Origin of the sequence: Rhodothermus marinus (assembly GCF_009936275.1) — a bacterium.
Taxonomy (GTDB): domain Bacteria; phylum Bacteroidota; class Rhodothermia; order Rhodothermales; family Rhodothermaceae; genus Rhodothermus; species Rhodothermus marinus_A.
Genome location: NZ_AP019797.1, coordinates 3,206,677 through 3,220,695, shown reverse-complemented (window position 1 = coordinate 3,220,695; position 14,019 = coordinate 3,206,677). Strand labels below are relative to the sequence as shown.

Sequence of the window (14,019 nt, the reverse complement as noted above, 5' to 3'; positions counted from 1 at the left end):
CAGGCGTGCGCGCGCTTTGTTCTCGGAAGAGGGCGAAGAGACGGCAGAGGATTGTATATTGTGAAGAAAGATAAAATTTGCAATAAATGAATCGATTCAATAAATGAAATATAGAAAATCAAAAGAATGGAGACGAAAAAGGGGATTGATTTTGCCAATATGAGATTATATGTTGAAATCCCGGTGAAAGAAAGCTGAGTGGATAATCTGTCGGTCATAAATCGGTTCAACTTTCAGCGCATGGCCTTGGTGCAGCCCGGGCAAACCTCGACATCGTCGGACACGCGCGTCGGTTCGCTGTCGGCCCAGGAGTACGACTGGATCCGGCGCATCCGACAGGGAGACGGCGAAGCCTATGCCGAACTGTTTCGGTGCTACTACGGTCGGCTCTGTCGCTTTGCGCAGGGTGTGCTGGGCGACGAAGAGGCGGCGTATGAGGTGGTCCAGGAGGTCTTTCTGCGCATCTGGGAGCGGCGCCAGCGCTGGCAACCCACGCACTCGCTCCGGCTGTACCTCTATCAGGCCGTGCGCAACGAGGCATTCAACTTTCGGCGCCGACAGCAACTGCGGCGTCGATGGCAGGTCGATGGGCTGCAACTCCCCGTACATCGAACGTGTGGCGATCCCGACGGTCTCCAGCGCCTGCAGGCCGAAGAGTTTCGGCAAGCTCTGGAGCAGGCCATCGCCTCCCTTCCGGAGCGTCGGCGGTTGACCTTTCTGTTGCATCGCGAACGCGGCTTCACCTATGCAGAAATTGCCCGGATTATGGGGGTCTCGCCCAAGACGGTGAGTAACCAGCTGACCGAAGCCGTCAAATACCTCCGGGCCTGTCTGGCATCTTTTCTGGCCCAATAGGGTTGTAGCCGCTGTTCGGCGTCTTAATCCAGAAAAAGCCGTCGGTGGCGCCTACGGTTAGCTGGCAAAATCTGGTGGATTACCTGGCCGGCGAGGCTTCGGAAGCCGTGCAGCAGCGCGTCGAACAATGGCTGGAGGCCGACGCACAGCACCGGGCGCTGTTTCGGTCGCTGCAGCAGCTCTGGGATGCTGTAGCGGCTCCGGATGAAGAGGATCCGGCCTGGTTGGCGGCACAGTGGCGGGCGCTGCTGGAAAAAATGCGCGTCCGTGGCCTGTCCCTTCCGGAGATGCCCGCCCGGAAAGCTGAACCACGATGCCGGTGCTCGTAGCCGGTCGGAAGGGTAGGGACGCAGGGGTTGCGTTTGTGTCGGCTTTTTTGTAAAGTAATTTGACTTGAATCAAGCCTGGTGAACCCAGCCTGTCTGAAGGTCTTTGTGTGGGTGGAAGGCTGGACTGAAGCCCTGAAACCACCCCAATTTCCGGAAGCCATGAAGCACCTGGTAATCGGCTGCCTTATGCTTGGACTCGTAGCGGCCGGCTGTCAGAAAGCGGAGCAGCAACCCCCTTCGACGGCCGCGTTTCCTCCGCTCTCCAGTTACGACGAGCAGGCCCGCGCCCTGCTGGCACAGATGACCCTGGAGGAGAAAATCGGTCAAATGATTCAGGCCGAACAGGCCTTTCTCCAGGATCCCTACGACATCCAGACCTACCACCTGGGCTCCATTCTGAGCGGCGGCAATTCGGATCCGGCCGACGGTAACAGCCTGGAGGCCTGGACCGAGGTGTACGACAGCCTGCAGGCCATTGCGCTGCGCACGCGGTTGGGCATTCCGCTGCTCTACGGCATCGACGCCGTGCACGGCCACAGCAACGTCGAGGGAGCCGTGGTTTTTCCGCACCACATCGGGCTGGGAGCCACGCGCGACCCGGACCTGGTGGAGCGGGTCTATCGCATTACGGCCATCGAAATGCGGGCCACCGGTATTCACTGGAATTTCGCGCCGTGCATTGCCGTGGCGCGGGACGAACGCTGGGGCCGCACTTACGAGAGCTTCTCGGAAGATCCGGAACTGGTGGCCACGCTGGGTGCGGCGGCCGTGCGCGGCCTGCAGAATGGCGGGCTGAACAACCCGCTGGCCGTGCTGGCCTCGGCCAAGCACTTTGCCGGCGACGGCGGTACGGCCTTCGGCACCGGTGGGCCGCAGGGGGCGCTGCTGGATCAGGGCGATGTGCGGCTGGACGAGGCCACGTTCCGCCGCATTCATGTGCGGCCCTACATCGACGCCATCCAGGCCGGCGTGGGCTCGATCATGGTGTCCTACAGCAGCTGGAACGGCGTCAAGATGACCGGCCACAAGTACATGCTCACCGACGTGCTGAAGGGCGAGCTGGGCTTTGAGGGCATCGTGATTTCCGACTACAATGCCATCGATCAGGTCCATCCCGACTACAAGACGGCCATCGAGATTTCCATCAATGCGGGCATCGACATGGCCATGGTGCCCACTCGCTACCGCGAGTTTTTCCAGCTTCTGAAAGAGCTGGTCGAAGAAGGGCGGGTGCCCATGGAGCGCATCGACGACGCCGTGCTGCGCATCCTGCGCGTCAAATTCGCCATGGGGCTGATGGATGGCCCCGAGCACGTGTTCGCCGATCGGAGTCTGTGGGCGAAGTTCGGTTCGGCTGAGCACCGGGCCGTGGCCCGCGAGGCGGTGCGCAAATCGCTGGTGCTCCTGAAGAATGAAAACCAGACGTTGCCGCTGGCCAAAGACCTCGGCCGTATCCATGTGGCCGGGCTGCACGCCGACAACCTGGGCTATCAGGCGGGTGGCTGGACGATCGACTGGCAGGGCGGAAGCGGCGACATCACCGAAGGCACCACGATCCTGGAAGCCATCCGGAAGGCGGTGGCACCCGGTACCGAGGTGACCTACTCGGAAGATGGCTCCGGTGCGGCCGGCGCCGACGTGGCCATCGCGGTGATCGGCGAGCGGCCCTACGCCGAGTTTCTGGGCGATCGCTCCGATTTGTCGCTCGATCCGGACGACGTGGCCGTGGTGCGGCGCCTGAAAGAAGCCGGCGTACCCGTGGTGGTGATCCTGATCTCCGGGCGCCCGATGATCATCAACGACGTGCTCGAAATGGCCGACGCCTTCATCGCGGCCTGGCTTCCGGGCAGCGAAGGCGATGGCGTGGCCGACGTGCTCTTTGGCGACTACGCTCCGACCGGTAAGCTGCCGTTCTCCTGGCCGCGCTCGATGGATCAGATCCCCATCAACGTGGGCGACGAAGACTATGATCCGCTGTTTCCCTTCGGCTATGGCCTGACCTACTGAATACCCCGGACGTCTGCGGGGTCCCTGGGCCGGGGTTCGGCTTCGTGCCGGACCCCGGCATTTTTTCGTCGCAACCTTCCTGTAAAAAGGAGCAGCCCGGTCGCGACTCCTTGGAACACGAGCCGGGCGGTAGGCGATTCGCAGGCTTTGCGAAAAGCCTTCAGCAAGAACCATGGCCTTGTTTCGACGGACAGCCGTTCCGGTGCTGACGCCCCGCGCCGAGCTGGCGTGGGCCTCGGGCGCCGTATTCAATCCGGGCGCCTGGTACGACGGAGAGCGCGTGCATCTTGTCTTCCGGGCCGTTCCGGCCGGCTATCGGCGCTTTCCGCTGCCGAATTCGGGACCCGGCGAGCCAGCTTATGGCTTCGAGCCCTACATCTCCTCGCTCGGCTACGCCACGAGCACCGACGGCGTGCACTTCACCTGGCGCGAGTCGCCGCTGCTTGCGCCGGGCGAGGACTTCGACCGCTACGGACTCGAAGATCCGCGCATCACGTTCCTGGAAGGACGCTACTGGATCGTACACACGGTGCTCAGTACGCCGGCTTTCGGTCCCGGCGATGGCGTCCGCATCGGGCTGGCCTCGACGACCGACTTCGTGCAGGTCGAAAAACACGGCGTGATCGGTCCGCCTGTGCGCGACAAAGACGCCGCGCTCTTTCCGCGTCGCATCCGGGGCAAACTGGCGCTGCTGCACCGCATCGAACCGGACATTCAGATCATCTACTTCGACGACTGGGACGAGCTGCTGCACCGATCGGCTGTGCGCTGGGCCGAGCACCTGGCCGACCTGGACGAGCATGTGGCGCTCCGTCCGGCCCGGCGCTGGGAGCGCAAAAAGATCGGGGCCGGACCGCCGCCCATCGAGACCCCCGAGGGGTGGCTCTTGATCTACCACGGGGTGGACGAAACCTACACCTACCGGGCCGGGGTGGCGCTGCTGGACCTGGACGATCCACAGCGGACGATCGCCCGGGCTCGCGTGCCGATCCTGGAGCCCGAGCTGCCCTTCGAGCGCGAGGGGGACGTCCCCAACGTCGTGTTTCCAGAGGGGGCCGTGGTGATCGATGGCCAGCTGCACGTGTACTACGGCGCAGCCGACAAAGTGATCGGCCATGCGGTGGCATCGTTGCGGGACGTGGTCGATTTCGTGCTGGAAGAGCAGCGGCATAGCTGGACGATGCCCCGGGTGTACATGTTGCCCAGCGACCGGGGCCGGGCCATGCGCACGATCGAGACGCCGCCACCCGTCAAGGTCGAGCGTCTGCATGGCGGACGACCCGTCCTCGAGCCGGACCCGCAGCATCCCTGGGAGTCGCGCGTGGTGCTGAATCCGGCCGCCGTGCTCGTGGAGGCTGGCGAGGAGCTGGAGCGGCTCATGGACGCCTGGCAACTTACCGGGCCGGAGCGCGAGCGGCTCCGCCGGGCCGGCGGCGCGTGTGTGATGATCTACCGGGCCCAGGGGGCGAAAGGAAGCCCGGCCGGGCACGCGCCCTCTTCGCTGGGGCTGGCCGTGCTGACGCCCACGCTGGAACTGGTGCGGCGCTGGCCGGAGCCTGTCATTCGACCCGACGCCGTCTTCCACGATCTTGGTGCCGAAGATGCCCGCTGCACGAAGATCGGCGATACCTACTACCTGTTTTACACGGGCTACACCACCGAACGCTCCCGCTTTCCGTCGTTCATCGGGCGCGTGCACATCTGCCTGGCCACCACGCAGGACTTCGTGCACTGGGAACTGCACGGCCCGATCCCCGGCGACGTGAACGACGTGGACAACAAAAATGCGGCGCTGCTGCCGGAGCCCGTCGATGGCAAATGGCTGCTGCTGCACCGCCCCATCTACGGGCGGCATCCCATGGCCATCCATCTGGCCGAAGCCGACCGGCCCGAGGGGCCCTTCCACAGTCGGGGCCTGCTGATGGCCAGCTACCGCTACCGGGAGTTTGCGCTTTCCTGGATCGGAGCAGGCGGCCCGCCCATCGCGCTGGGCAACCGGCGTTTCCTGATGATCTACCATCAGGGACACATGGACTGGGACGGGCACCGGGAGTACGATCTGGCGGCGGCGCTGCTGGATTTCAACCGACCCGATCCCGTCGCAGCCCGCCTGGAGCCGCTCATGCGGCCGCGCGGCGACATCGAAAAGGTGGGCGACCCGGAACTGGGTGTGGATAATGTGCTGTTTGCCTGTGCAAATTATGTATGGCGTGGTGATCTGATCATCCCGTATGCGGCGGCCGACAGCCGCATTTTTGGGGCACGGATTCCGATGAGCGAGCTGATCGCAGCCCTGGAGCGACGGGCCGCCGAAGAACCTGAAGTCGCAACGACCAAAGCATTGTAAAGCGAGACGATGCGCGACTACGAAGTGCTTCCGATGCCCCAGCAGGTGGGCGAGTTGTTTCGACGTTACGAGGGGAACCCGATTCTGACGGCCGACGACTGGCCCTATCCGTGCAACTCCGTCTTCAATCCGGCGGCCGTTCGTCTGGACACGGGCGAAACGCTGCTGCTGGTGCGCGTGGAAGACCACCGGGGCGTGTCGCATCTGACCGTGGCCCGGAGTCCCAACGGACTGACCGACTGGACGATCGATCCCGAGCCGACGCTGGTGCCCGATCCGGAGCACTGGCCCGAAGAATCCTGGGGCATCGAAGATCCGCGCATCGTGTGGCTGGAGGAGATGGGGTGCTATGCGGTCACCTACACGGCGTTTTCGGAGGAAGGACCGGCCATTGCGCTGGCGCTGACCGAAGACTTCCGCACCTTCGAGCGGCGCGGCCTGCTCATGCCGCCGGAAGACAAAAACGGCATGCTCTTTCCTCGTAAAATCGGGGGCTACTGGGTGCTGCTGCACCGGACCTCCAGCACGCGGCGCGAGACGCATCCGGCCATCTGGCTGAGCCGGTCGCCGGACCTGCGGCACTGGAGCGGTCCGCGCGTGGTGCTGCGGCCGCGGCCGGGCATCTGGTGGGACCACGTGCGCATCGGGGCCGGACCGCCGCCGATCGAAACGCCCGAGGGCTGGCTGCTCATCTACCACGGCGTGCGCACCACGGTGGCCGGCGACATCTACCGGGTGGGCATGGCGCTGCTGGACCTGGAAAACCCCACGCGCGTCATCCGACGGGCGCCCGGATGGATCCTGGGCCCGCGGGCTCCGTACGAACGCATCGGCGACGTGCCCAACGTGGTGTTTCCCTGTGGCTACGTGCTGGACGGCGACACGCTGCGTCTCTACTACGGCGCGGCCGATACCTGCGTGGCCGTCGCCGAAGCGCGCCTGAGCGAGCTGCTCGACTGGCTGTTGAACGGTCACTACGACGGACAGGCCCGAGGCTGAGCCATGCGGATCGCCATGCTGGCCCCCATCGCCTGGCGCGTGCCGCCCCGTCACTATGGCCCCTGGGAGCGGGTCGTCTGGCTGCTGACCGAGGGGCTGGTCGATCGAGGCGTCGACGTGACACTGTTTGCCACGGCCGACTCCCAGACGCGCGCCCGGCTCATTGCCGTATGCCCGCGCCCCTACGAAGAGGATCCTTCGCTGGACCCGAAGGTCTGGGAGTGTCTGCACATCAGCGAGGTGTTCGAGCGCGCCGGGGAATTCGATCTCATCCACAACCACTTCGACTTTCTACCGCTGAGCTACAGCGGCCTGGTGCGTACGCCGGTGCTGACCACGATCCACGGCTTTTCGTCGGAGCGCATTCTGCCGGTCTATCGCAAGTACAACCGCCGCACCTACTACGTCTCGATCAGCAATGCCGACCGGCATCCCGACCTGGATTACGTGGCTACCGTGTATCACGGGATCGATCTGGAGTCGTTCACGCTTCGCACCGAGCCGGGCGACTATCTGCTCTTTTTTGGCCGCATGCATCCCGACAAAGGGGCGCGTGAGGCGATCGAGGTGGCCCGTCGGAGTGGCATGCCGCTGAAGATGGCCGGCATCATTCAGGATCGGGCCTACTTCGAGCAGGAGGTGGCGCCGTTCATCGACGGCCGGCAGATTCAGTACCTGGGGTCGGTGGGACCGGCCGATCGAGATCGGCTGCTGGGTGGTGCCTACGCGCTGCTGCACCTGATCAACTTCGACGAGCCGTTCGGGTTGAGTGTGGTCGAAGCGATGGCCTGCGGCACCCCCGTCGTGGCCCGTCCGCGCGGCTCGATGCCCGAGATCATACGGGACGGCGAAACCGGCGTGCTGGTGCAGACGGTGGAGGAAGCCGTGGCCGCATTGCCCCGGCTGCGTCAGCTCGACCGTGCGAAAATCCGCGCCTACGTGGAGCGCCGCTTCAGCCGCGAGCGCATGGTCGACGACTACCTGCGCGTCTATGAAGAAGTGCTGCGTCGGCACCGGGCCCGTTCGGCCGCTTGAGCCATTTCCTGGCGACGCCTATCTTGTCGGCGTGCGTTCGGCCTATGTAGCAAAGCCATACGGCGAAGTGGCGCCACAGGCGCTTCTACACGTACAGCGCGGCCGAATGCACGCTTGCGTGCAGCTTCAACCAGACAGACAGGTACTATGGAAACGCACACCCTGGCGCATAAAGTCGTGGTGGTTACCGGCGCCGGTGGGCGGCTGGGACAGCAATTGCTTCGGCGTTTCGCGCAGGAAGGATCCCGCCTGGCGGCGGTGGTGCGCACGGCCGAGCAGGCCCGGCACCTTCAGCTTCCGGAAGGTGCCGAAGGTGCGGTTTTTCATGCCGATCTGGCCGACGAGGCGCAGGTAGCCGCCTGCTTCGGCAAAATCTGGGACCGCTTTGGCTACGTGGACGTGCTGGTGCACGCAGCCGGATTGTGGGACGAGCGCCCGTTGCTCGAAATGACGCTGGACGACTGGCGGGCGATGCTGGATGCGAATCTGACCTCCACGTTCCTGTGCTTCCGCGAAGCAGCCCGTCTGATGCGCGGGCGCTCCGGCGGACGGCTGATCGCATTTGCGTCGATGCAGGGCGCCGACCGTGGTCGTGCCCGCCAGGCCGCTTACTCGGCCGCCAAGGGGGCGCTGGTACGGCTGGTCGAGGCCGTCGGCGGCGAGCTGGTGGCGCAGGGCATCACCGCCCATGTCGTTGCCCCCTCGGTGATCCGGTACGATGAAGGCAGCGAGGGGTCCGGCGTGACGGCCGCCGAACTGGCCGAGCTGTGCGTCTACCTGTGCTCGCCGGCTGGTGCCGCGCTTAACGGGATGGTGATCCGGGCCTACGGTCGCGGTTTTTAGCTATCGGCTGGAGGCCGGCTGCCGCTTCCGGCTCTTTTTGTCCGAGGCAGGCGGTTCGGCAAGGGCGCGCTCGGGGTCCGGATGCGTGACGTCCACGTAGCCCTCGTACCAGCGGTGGGCGATCGGCAGGCCGTGTTCGATGAGACGCTGGTAGAAGCGATCGCGCGGTACCACCTGTTCGGGAGGTAGCGCGCCACCGCCTTTGACCTCGCCGGAGGCGATCATGAGCGCCACCAGGGCCGTGGGAATGGCCGTGCAGCGGCGCATGGCGCTGATCTGCTGCTCCTGATCGTAGCGATCGACCATTTCGTAAAGGAGCGTGCAGGGCTGGCCGTTTTTGCGCCCGTGAATGGCGATGCGCAGCAGCACGGCGTCTTCATAGTGGCCGCCCAGCCGCTGGCGCATGCGTCGCACCAGCACGTCGCGGTAGGTCAGGTGCGTGCGCACGTCGATCGAACGCGGCTCGCCAAAGCCCAGTCCCAGCACAAAGCGCATCTGGCTGGCATGACAGGGCCAGCGGACGCTTTTGTAGTCGAGTACCTGAATGCGTCCGGCCAGCTGCTCGGCCAGCGTCGAAAGACCGCCCGCCGTGTAGAAGGCCTCCATTTCCCCGAAGGGCTCCCCGAAGCGGATCCGCTCCATGCCGGTCAACGGCTCGACGGTCTCCAGCTGGCCCTCACGAATGAGTTGCACCGGATTCGTGTAGTCCTCGATCACCTTTTCCGCCGACCAGGAAATGCGGAAATTGAACGGATGTGGATCCAGCGGCACGTCGCCCACGCGCAGATAGGCCGCTTCGACTTCGTCGAACTGGTCGATGCCGTGCAGGCAGAGGATGTTCACCAGACCCGGGGCCAAGCCGCAGTTGGGAACGATCCAGACGGCGCGTTTGACAGCCTCTTCATGCAGGTCCAGTTCCTTACGCACGATCTGGTCGTTGCCGCCCATGTCGCAGAAGTTGACGCCCAGCTCCAGGCAGAGGCGGGCCAGGGTCGGGTTGAGCTGCGGCGGGGCGGCACTGATGACCACCTGGCTTCCCTGCAGGATCGGTTCCAGCACGCCGTGATCGCGCGCGTCGATCTGGAAGGAGCGCAGCCGGCTGGTCTGCAGCCGATCGTGCAGTTCCTGCAGGTTGCGGGCGCGAGCGTCGCAGACCTGCACCTGGGTTACTTCAGGCTGACGTACCAGAAACGAAGCGATGGCCGAACCAATGGCACCGGCTCCAATGATCGTTATGCGCATGGTCGTCGTCAGGCAGATGGCGTGCAGGGAAAGCGGGGCAAGACGATCCGGGATCGCTCAAAGATACGGCCGGAATCGCTCATTTTTAAGACCGAATCGTGCAGTTCGACAAGGCTTTACAGAGCCTTTCTTAAAGGGCCAGGCGTCCCTCCAGCGCACGGGAGAGCGTAGCTTCGTCGGCATACTCCAAGTCGCCTCCGATGGGCAGGCCGCGGGCAATACGTGTGACGCGCACGCCCAGCGGTTTGAGCAGCTGCGCCAGATAATAAGCGGTCGTGTCGCCCTCGACGTTGGGGTTCAGCGCCAGGATGACTTCCTGAACACGCGGAATACGACCTTCCGGATAGAGCGCGGCCCGCTCGGGGTCGCCGTTGGTGGGCGCCACGCGGGCCACGAGTTCACGGATGCGCAGGTCGTCCGGGCCGATACCGTCCAGCGGCGAGATGACGCCGCCCAGTACGTGGTAGACGCCCCGGTACTCTCCGGTGCGCTCCAGGGCCAGCACGTCGCTGGGTTCTTCGACCACGCAGATGGTGGAGTGGTCCCGGCGGGGCGAGCGGCAGATGGCACAGACTTCCTCGTCGGTCACGTTGAAGCAGATAGCGCACTGGCGCACGCGTTCTTTGACGGCCAGCAGAGCCTGTGCCAGCGCCTCCACTTCTTCACGGGGCATTTTCAGAATGTAGGCCGCCAGCCGCTGGGCCGTTTTGCGCCCGACGGTGGGCAGCCGCATGAGCTGCTCGACAAGGGCTTCGACCGAAGGCGAGGTGAAACTCATCGTGTTACAGTCCCAGGGCACTCAGGTCGATGTCCAGGCCGGGTGGTAGCAGCGTGCCGGCTGCCTTCTGCATTTCCTCACGGGCCATCCGGGCCGCTTCCTCCAGCGCCTTGTTGACGCCGGCCACGATCAGGTCTTCCAGCATGTCCTGATCTTCAGAGCGGAAGGCTTCGGGATCCACTTCGATGCGGACGATGCGCTGCAGGCCGTTGGCCGTCACGCGCACGATCCCCCCGCCGGTCTCCACGGTGACCGTTCGGTTGCCCAGCGCCTGTTGCGTTTCCGCAAGGCGCTGCTGCAACTCCATCACTTTCCCGAAGACTTCTCCCAGATTCAGCGCGCCGTCCATGTGCTTCTCCGACTGGTCGTTGCGTAGCAGGTGAACGCGCAGCCGGAGCCCTGGTTCATTGGCCGTTGCCCCAGTACAGCTCGCAGCCGAACTGGTCGATCAGCTTCTGCACGACGGGCGAGGTGCGCCGCAGGCGTTCCAGCACCAGCGTGGGATCCTCTGGTTCGGGCGTTGGAGGTGCCGCCTGCGCGGGCGCTTTGTCTACCGGCTCCGGTGATCGGAAACGCAGGGCTGTGAGCTGCTGCGCCTCCTCCATGAAGGCGTGGAGCTGCTGCAGCAGAAACTTCTCCTGATTCTGGAGCAGCCGGGCGTAGGCCGGGTCCCGGACGTACACCCAGAGCGTGGTGCCCTCGATCGACTCGGGTCGGGTGTCTTCCAGCACCATGCCCACATGACGACGAACCTGCGCAACCCGTCGCACGAACTCCGGCCAGCGGTCCTGCAGCGCCACCAGCAGTTCGGCGGGGGATTCGGCCACCAGTACGTCCGTTGCTTCCGCGGTGGCCAGCGCGGCCTGTCCGCCGGAGCCTTCCGGCCGGTTGTGCTTCAGCCTCTCCAGCGCGGGCGGACCGAAAAGGGAGGTGGTTTCAGGAGCAGTATGTGGCCGAGACTCCGGCGCTACCTCAGAACGCGGTGGTTTTGAAGCGGCCGGGGTGGAGCGAACGGCCGGTCCGGGGGTCGGGCGGGTCGGTGAAGGGCCGTCCGAATTGGGGCGGGACTGCGAAGTCTGCGCCAGACGCTCCAGCATGTCGAGTGCCCGGCGCAGATCGACGGCATGTGGCAGGCTGGCCATGCGCAGCAGCGTCAGCTCCAGTTGCAACCGGGGCTGGGCGCTGCTTTTCAGCCGGGATTCCAGATCGGCCACCAGTCCCAGCAGCCGCAGCAGATCGGCCTCCTCGAAAGCCTGCGCGGCTTCAGCGTAGCGCCGGCGGGTGGCTTCGCCCGCTTCGATCAGCGACAGGTCGGGCATGGTGCGGGCCACCAGCAGATTGCGCAGGTGCTCGGCCAGCCCGATGGCGAACTCCTGCAGGTCATAGCCGGATCGTACGACCTGCTCGACCACCGCGAGCATGCCAGCACCGTTGCCCGAGCGGACGTGGTCGGTCACCGCAAAGTACAGGTCCAGATCCACCACGCCCAGTGCCTGCGCCAGCTCGGCGTAGCGCAGCGTGGTGCCGCAGAGCGAGACCGCCTGATCGAAGGCCGAAAGCGCGTCGCGCAGGGCGCCGTCTCCCTTGCGGGCCAGCAGCATGAGCGACTCGTCGTCGGCCTCGACGCCCTCGGCCGCGCAGATCTCGCGCAGCCGGGCCACGATGGCCTCGACCGGAATGCGGCGAAAGTCGAACCGCTGGCAGCGTGAAAGGATCGTGGGCAGAACCTTGTGCGGCTCGGTGGTGGCGAAAATGAACAGGGCATGCGGCGGCGGTTCTTCGAGCGTTTTCAGGAGCGCGTTGAAGGCCGCGTTCGAGAGCATGTGCACCTCGTCGATGATGTAGACCTTCTTCCGCGCACCCTGCGGCGGCACCCGAACCGTCTCGCGCAGCTCGCGCACGTCCTCAACCTTGTTGTTCGAGGCCGCGTCGATCTCGAACACGTTCAGGCTGCGCCCCTCCTCGAAGGCGACGCACGCCTCGCACCGGCGACAGGGTTCGGCGCGGTCCTCGCGTTCTTCCAGCGGCGTCTGGCAGTTGATCGCCTTGGCCAGCAGGCGCGCGGCCGTCGTCTTGCCAACGCCCCGGGGGCCGCTGAACAGATAGGCGTGGCCCAGGCGGTTCAGACGAAGGGCGTTTTTCAGCGTCTCCGTTACGTGCTCCTGAGCGACCAGTTCACGGAAAAGCTGCGGGCGATACTTGCGGGCGGCTACCAGATAACGCTGTTCCTGCATGATGCCGGGCGTGGTCAGGGACGCAGGTTTTTCTTTTCAGAACGACGCGCCGGGCAAAAGGATCGCCCGACTTGCGTCTGGATACAGAATTGAATATTCTGTGAAGTAGAGCCCAACTCTTCAAACCAACGCGAGCGACGCATGGAACCACGCAAAGGCTTTTTCGAGGCGCTGTTCGATTTTTCCTTCTCGGAATTCATTACAGCGCGGCTGATCCGGTTGCTTTATGTGCTGGCGCTGATCGGGCTGGCACTGTTTGCGATCGTCTCGATCTTCACCGGGTTTGTCGAAGGGTTCGGTGAAGGTCTCCTGAGGCTGATTCTTTCGCCCATCTTTTTCCTGCTGGGCGCCATTGTGGCGCGGATTTACCTGGAGCTTGTCATCGTGATCTTTCGCATTGCCGAGCACCTGGCGCGGCTGGTGGCGCTTACGGAAGCTCGGGGCGGGGCGCCGTCGCCGCCGGAGCCACCGCTTTGAGCGACGACGCGGAGGTCGGGCGGGGCGGTTGAAAGCAGCGACGGCAGCGGGGTTCGTAGCGGTCGGCCGCCCCGAGCACGACCCGTCCTTCTTCGTCGGTCAGCCGTTGCGAGTGGTTGGCCGGCGCGCCGCAGACGGCGCAGATGGCATGCAGCTTTGTCACGTACTCGGCCACGGCCATGAGCTGGGGCATGGGCTCGAACGGCCGACCCATGTAGTCCTGGTCCAGACCGGCCACGATTACCCGTTTGCCGTCGTTGGCCAGTTGCTGGCACACGTCCACCAGCGTCATGTCGAAAAACTGAGCCTCGTCAATGCCCACCACGTCGGCCGATCCGGCCAGCAGCAGGATCTGCTCGGCGCTGTCGACCGGCGTCGAGCGCAGCGCGTTTTCGTCGTGTGAGACGACGTCCGTTTCGCTGTAGCGCCGGTCCATGCGGGGCTTGAAGACTTCGACGCGCTGGCGGGCGATCTGCGCCCGGCGCAACCGGCGGATCAACTCTTCGGTCTTGCCGCTGAACATCGAGCCGCAGATCACTTCGATCCAGCCGACCGAGCCGCCGTGCCGCAGAATCAGGGGTTCCATGGGCATGAGTTCGTCCGCGGGTTGGACTGCTCCGGTAAGATACGCCTCGCCTCGCGTTTTTTCCATGTTGAAATAGGGTGTTGCCTGACTCCCGCTGTCTTTGTAGCATACAGCCATTAATATGGGATCGCTGATTTTCCGGTGCATGATGGCGCCATGCCAGAGATGATCCGCGGGCATGACAGGGCGGACACAGTGGTCCGCCCCTACGGGATAGGGAAAATGTCAAGGATCTGGTAAGGGCGCACCGAAGTGTGCGCCCGTGCTTTCTCACATGCACTATTAAG

Annotated in this window: 13 protein-coding genes; 8 read left to right on the top strand and 5 right to left on the bottom strand. The window is 64.6% G+C overall.

The window, feature by feature from the left end; genetic code table 11:
• Positions 1-240: 240 nt before the first annotated feature.
• The 7 genes from GYH26_RS14060 (at position 241) to GYH26_RS14030 (ending at position 8,415) form a co-directional block, all read left to right on the top strand.
• A complete protein-coding gene (locus GYH26_RS14060; RefSeq protein WP_161542184.1) occupies positions 241-855 on the top strand; it encodes an RNA polymerase sigma-70 factor in 615 nt (204 codons plus the stop codon).
• Positions 856-899: 44 nt separating this feature from the next.
• Positions 900-1,184: a DUF4880 domain-containing protein gene (locus GYH26_RS14055; RefSeq protein WP_161542183.1), complete on the top strand. Its 285-nt coding sequence runs from the start codon at positions 900-902 to the stop codon at positions 1,182-1,184.
• 159 nt (positions 1,185-1,343) lie between these two features.
• Positions 1,344-3,191 carry a glycoside hydrolase family 3 protein gene (locus GYH26_RS14050; RefSeq protein ID WP_161542182.1) on the top strand — a complete coding sequence of 616 codons (1,848 nt, stop codon included), beginning with the start codon at positions 1,344-1,346 and terminating at the stop codon, positions 3,189-3,191.
• Between the two features lie 172 nt (positions 3,192-3,363).
• A complete protein-coding gene (locus tag GYH26_RS14045) occupies positions 3,364-5,538 on the top strand; it encodes a glycosidase (RefSeq protein ID WP_161542181.1) in 2,175 nt (724 codons plus the stop codon).
• A 9-nt stretch (positions 5,539-5,547) separates the two neighbouring features.
• Positions 5,548-6,537, top strand: coding sequence for a glycosidase (locus GYH26_RS14040; RefSeq protein ID WP_161542180.1), 990 nt, complete (start codon positions 5,548-5,550; stop codon positions 6,535-6,537).
• A 3-nt stretch (positions 6,538-6,540) separates the two neighbouring features.
• On the top strand, positions 6,541-7,572 hold the full coding sequence (locus GYH26_RS14035) for a glycosyltransferase family 4 protein (RefSeq protein WP_014068069.1): 1,032 nt from the start codon (positions 6,541-6,543) through the stop codon (positions 7,570-7,572).
• A 147-nt stretch (positions 7,573-7,719) separates the two neighbouring features.
• Positions 7,720-8,415, top strand: a complete 696-nt coding sequence (locus GYH26_RS14030; RefSeq protein WP_161542179.1) for an SDR family NAD(P)-dependent oxidoreductase — start codon at positions 7,720-7,722, stop codon at positions 8,413-8,415.
• Here the strand turns inward: GYH26_RS14030 and GYH26_RS14025 are convergent, their stop codons facing one another.
• The 4 genes from GYH26_RS14025 to dnaX all read right to left on the bottom strand — a co-directional run bounded on the left by GYH26_RS14025 (position 8,416) and on the right by dnaX (position 12,669).
• Positions 8,416-9,657 (bottom strand): saccharopine dehydrogenase family protein, encoded by a 1,242-nt coding sequence (locus GYH26_RS14025; RefSeq protein WP_161542178.1) that lies wholly within the window; start codon positions 9,655-9,657, stop codon positions 8,416-8,418.
• Positions 9,658-9,787: 130 nt separating this feature from the next.
• Positions 9,788-10,435 carry a recombination mediator RecR gene (gene recR / locus GYH26_RS14020; protein ID WP_161542177.1) on the bottom strand — a complete coding sequence of 216 codons (648 nt, stop codon included), beginning with the start codon at positions 10,433-10,435 and terminating at the stop codon, positions 9,788-9,790.
• A gap of 4 nt (positions 10,436-10,439) precedes the next feature.
• Positions 10,440-10,784, bottom strand: a complete 345-nt coding sequence (locus GYH26_RS14015; RefSeq protein ID WP_054683069.1) for a YbaB/EbfC family nucleoid-associated protein — start codon at positions 10,782-10,784, stop codon at positions 10,440-10,442.
• 55 nt (positions 10,785-10,839) lie between these two features.
• Complete coding sequence (gene dnaX / locus GYH26_RS14010; RefSeq protein WP_161542176.1) at positions 10,840-12,669, bottom strand: DNA polymerase III subunit gamma/tau; 1,830 nt, start codon at positions 12,667-12,669, stop codon at positions 10,840-10,842.
• Between the two features lie 141 nt (positions 12,670-12,810).
• On the opposite strand from dnaX, the gene GYH26_RS14005 reads away from it, so the two are divergent.
• Positions 12,811-13,146 carry a DUF4282 domain-containing protein gene (locus GYH26_RS14005; protein WP_014068063.1) on the top strand — a complete coding sequence of 112 codons (336 nt, stop codon included), beginning with the start codon at positions 12,811-12,813 and terminating at the stop codon, positions 13,144-13,146.
• Here GYH26_RS14005 and GYH26_RS14000 read toward each other — a convergent pair.
• Positions 13,097-13,738, bottom strand: a complete 642-nt coding sequence (locus GYH26_RS14000) for a thymidine kinase (protein ID WP_029933224.1) — start codon at positions 13,736-13,738, stop codon at positions 13,097-13,099. The two genes, GYH26_RS14005 and GYH26_RS14000, sit on opposite strands and share 50 nt — an antisense overlap.
• Positions 13,739-14,019: the final 281 nt, after the last annotated feature.

Bases quoted from the DNA above. Each gene is read 5' to 3' on its own strand.
- GYH26_RS14000 (WP_029933224.1), bottom strand. From the start codon at position 13,738: ATGCCCATGGAACCCCTGATTCTGCGGCACGGCGGCTCGGTCGGCTGG.
- GYH26_RS14030 (WP_161542179.1), top strand. From the start codon at position 7,720: ATGGAAACGCACACCCTGGCGCATAAAGTCGTGGTGGTTACCGGCGCC.
- GYH26_RS14060 (WP_161542184.1), top strand. From the start codon at position 241: ATGGCCTTGGTGCAGCCCGGGCAAACCTCGACATCGTCGGACACGCGC.
- GYH26_RS14005 (WP_014068063.1), top strand. From the start codon at position 12,811: ATGGAACCACGCAAAGGCTTTTTCGAGGCGCTGTTCGATTTTTCCTTC.
- GYH26_RS14025 (WP_161542178.1), bottom strand. From the start codon at position 9,657: ATGCGCATAACGATCATTGGAGCCGGTGCCATTGGTTCGGCCATCGCT.
- dnaX (WP_161542176.1), bottom strand. From the start codon at position 12,669: ATGCAGGAACAGCGTTATCTGGTAGCCGCCCGCAAGTATCGCCCGCAG.
- GYH26_RS14045 (WP_161542181.1), top strand. From the start codon at position 3,364: ATGGCCTTGTTTCGACGGACAGCCGTTCCGGTGCTGACGCCCCGCGCC.
- GYH26_RS14015 (WP_054683069.1), bottom strand. From the start codon at position 10,784: ATGGACGGCGCGCTGAATCTGGGAGAAGTCTTCGGGAAAGTGATGGAG.
- recR (WP_161542177.1), bottom strand. From the start codon at position 10,435: ATGAGTTTCACCTCGCCTTCGGTCGAAGCCCTTGTCGAGCAGCTCATG.
- GYH26_RS14040 (WP_161542180.1), top strand. From the start codon at position 5,548: ATGCGCGACTACGAAGTGCTTCCGATGCCCCAGCAGGTGGGCGAGTTG.
- GYH26_RS14050 (WP_161542182.1), top strand. From the start codon at position 1,344: ATGAAGCACCTGGTAATCGGCTGCCTTATGCTTGGACTCGTAGCGGCC.
- GYH26_RS14035 (WP_014068069.1), top strand. From the start codon at position 6,541: ATGCGGATCGCCATGCTGGCCCCCATCGCCTGGCGCGTGCCGCCCCGT.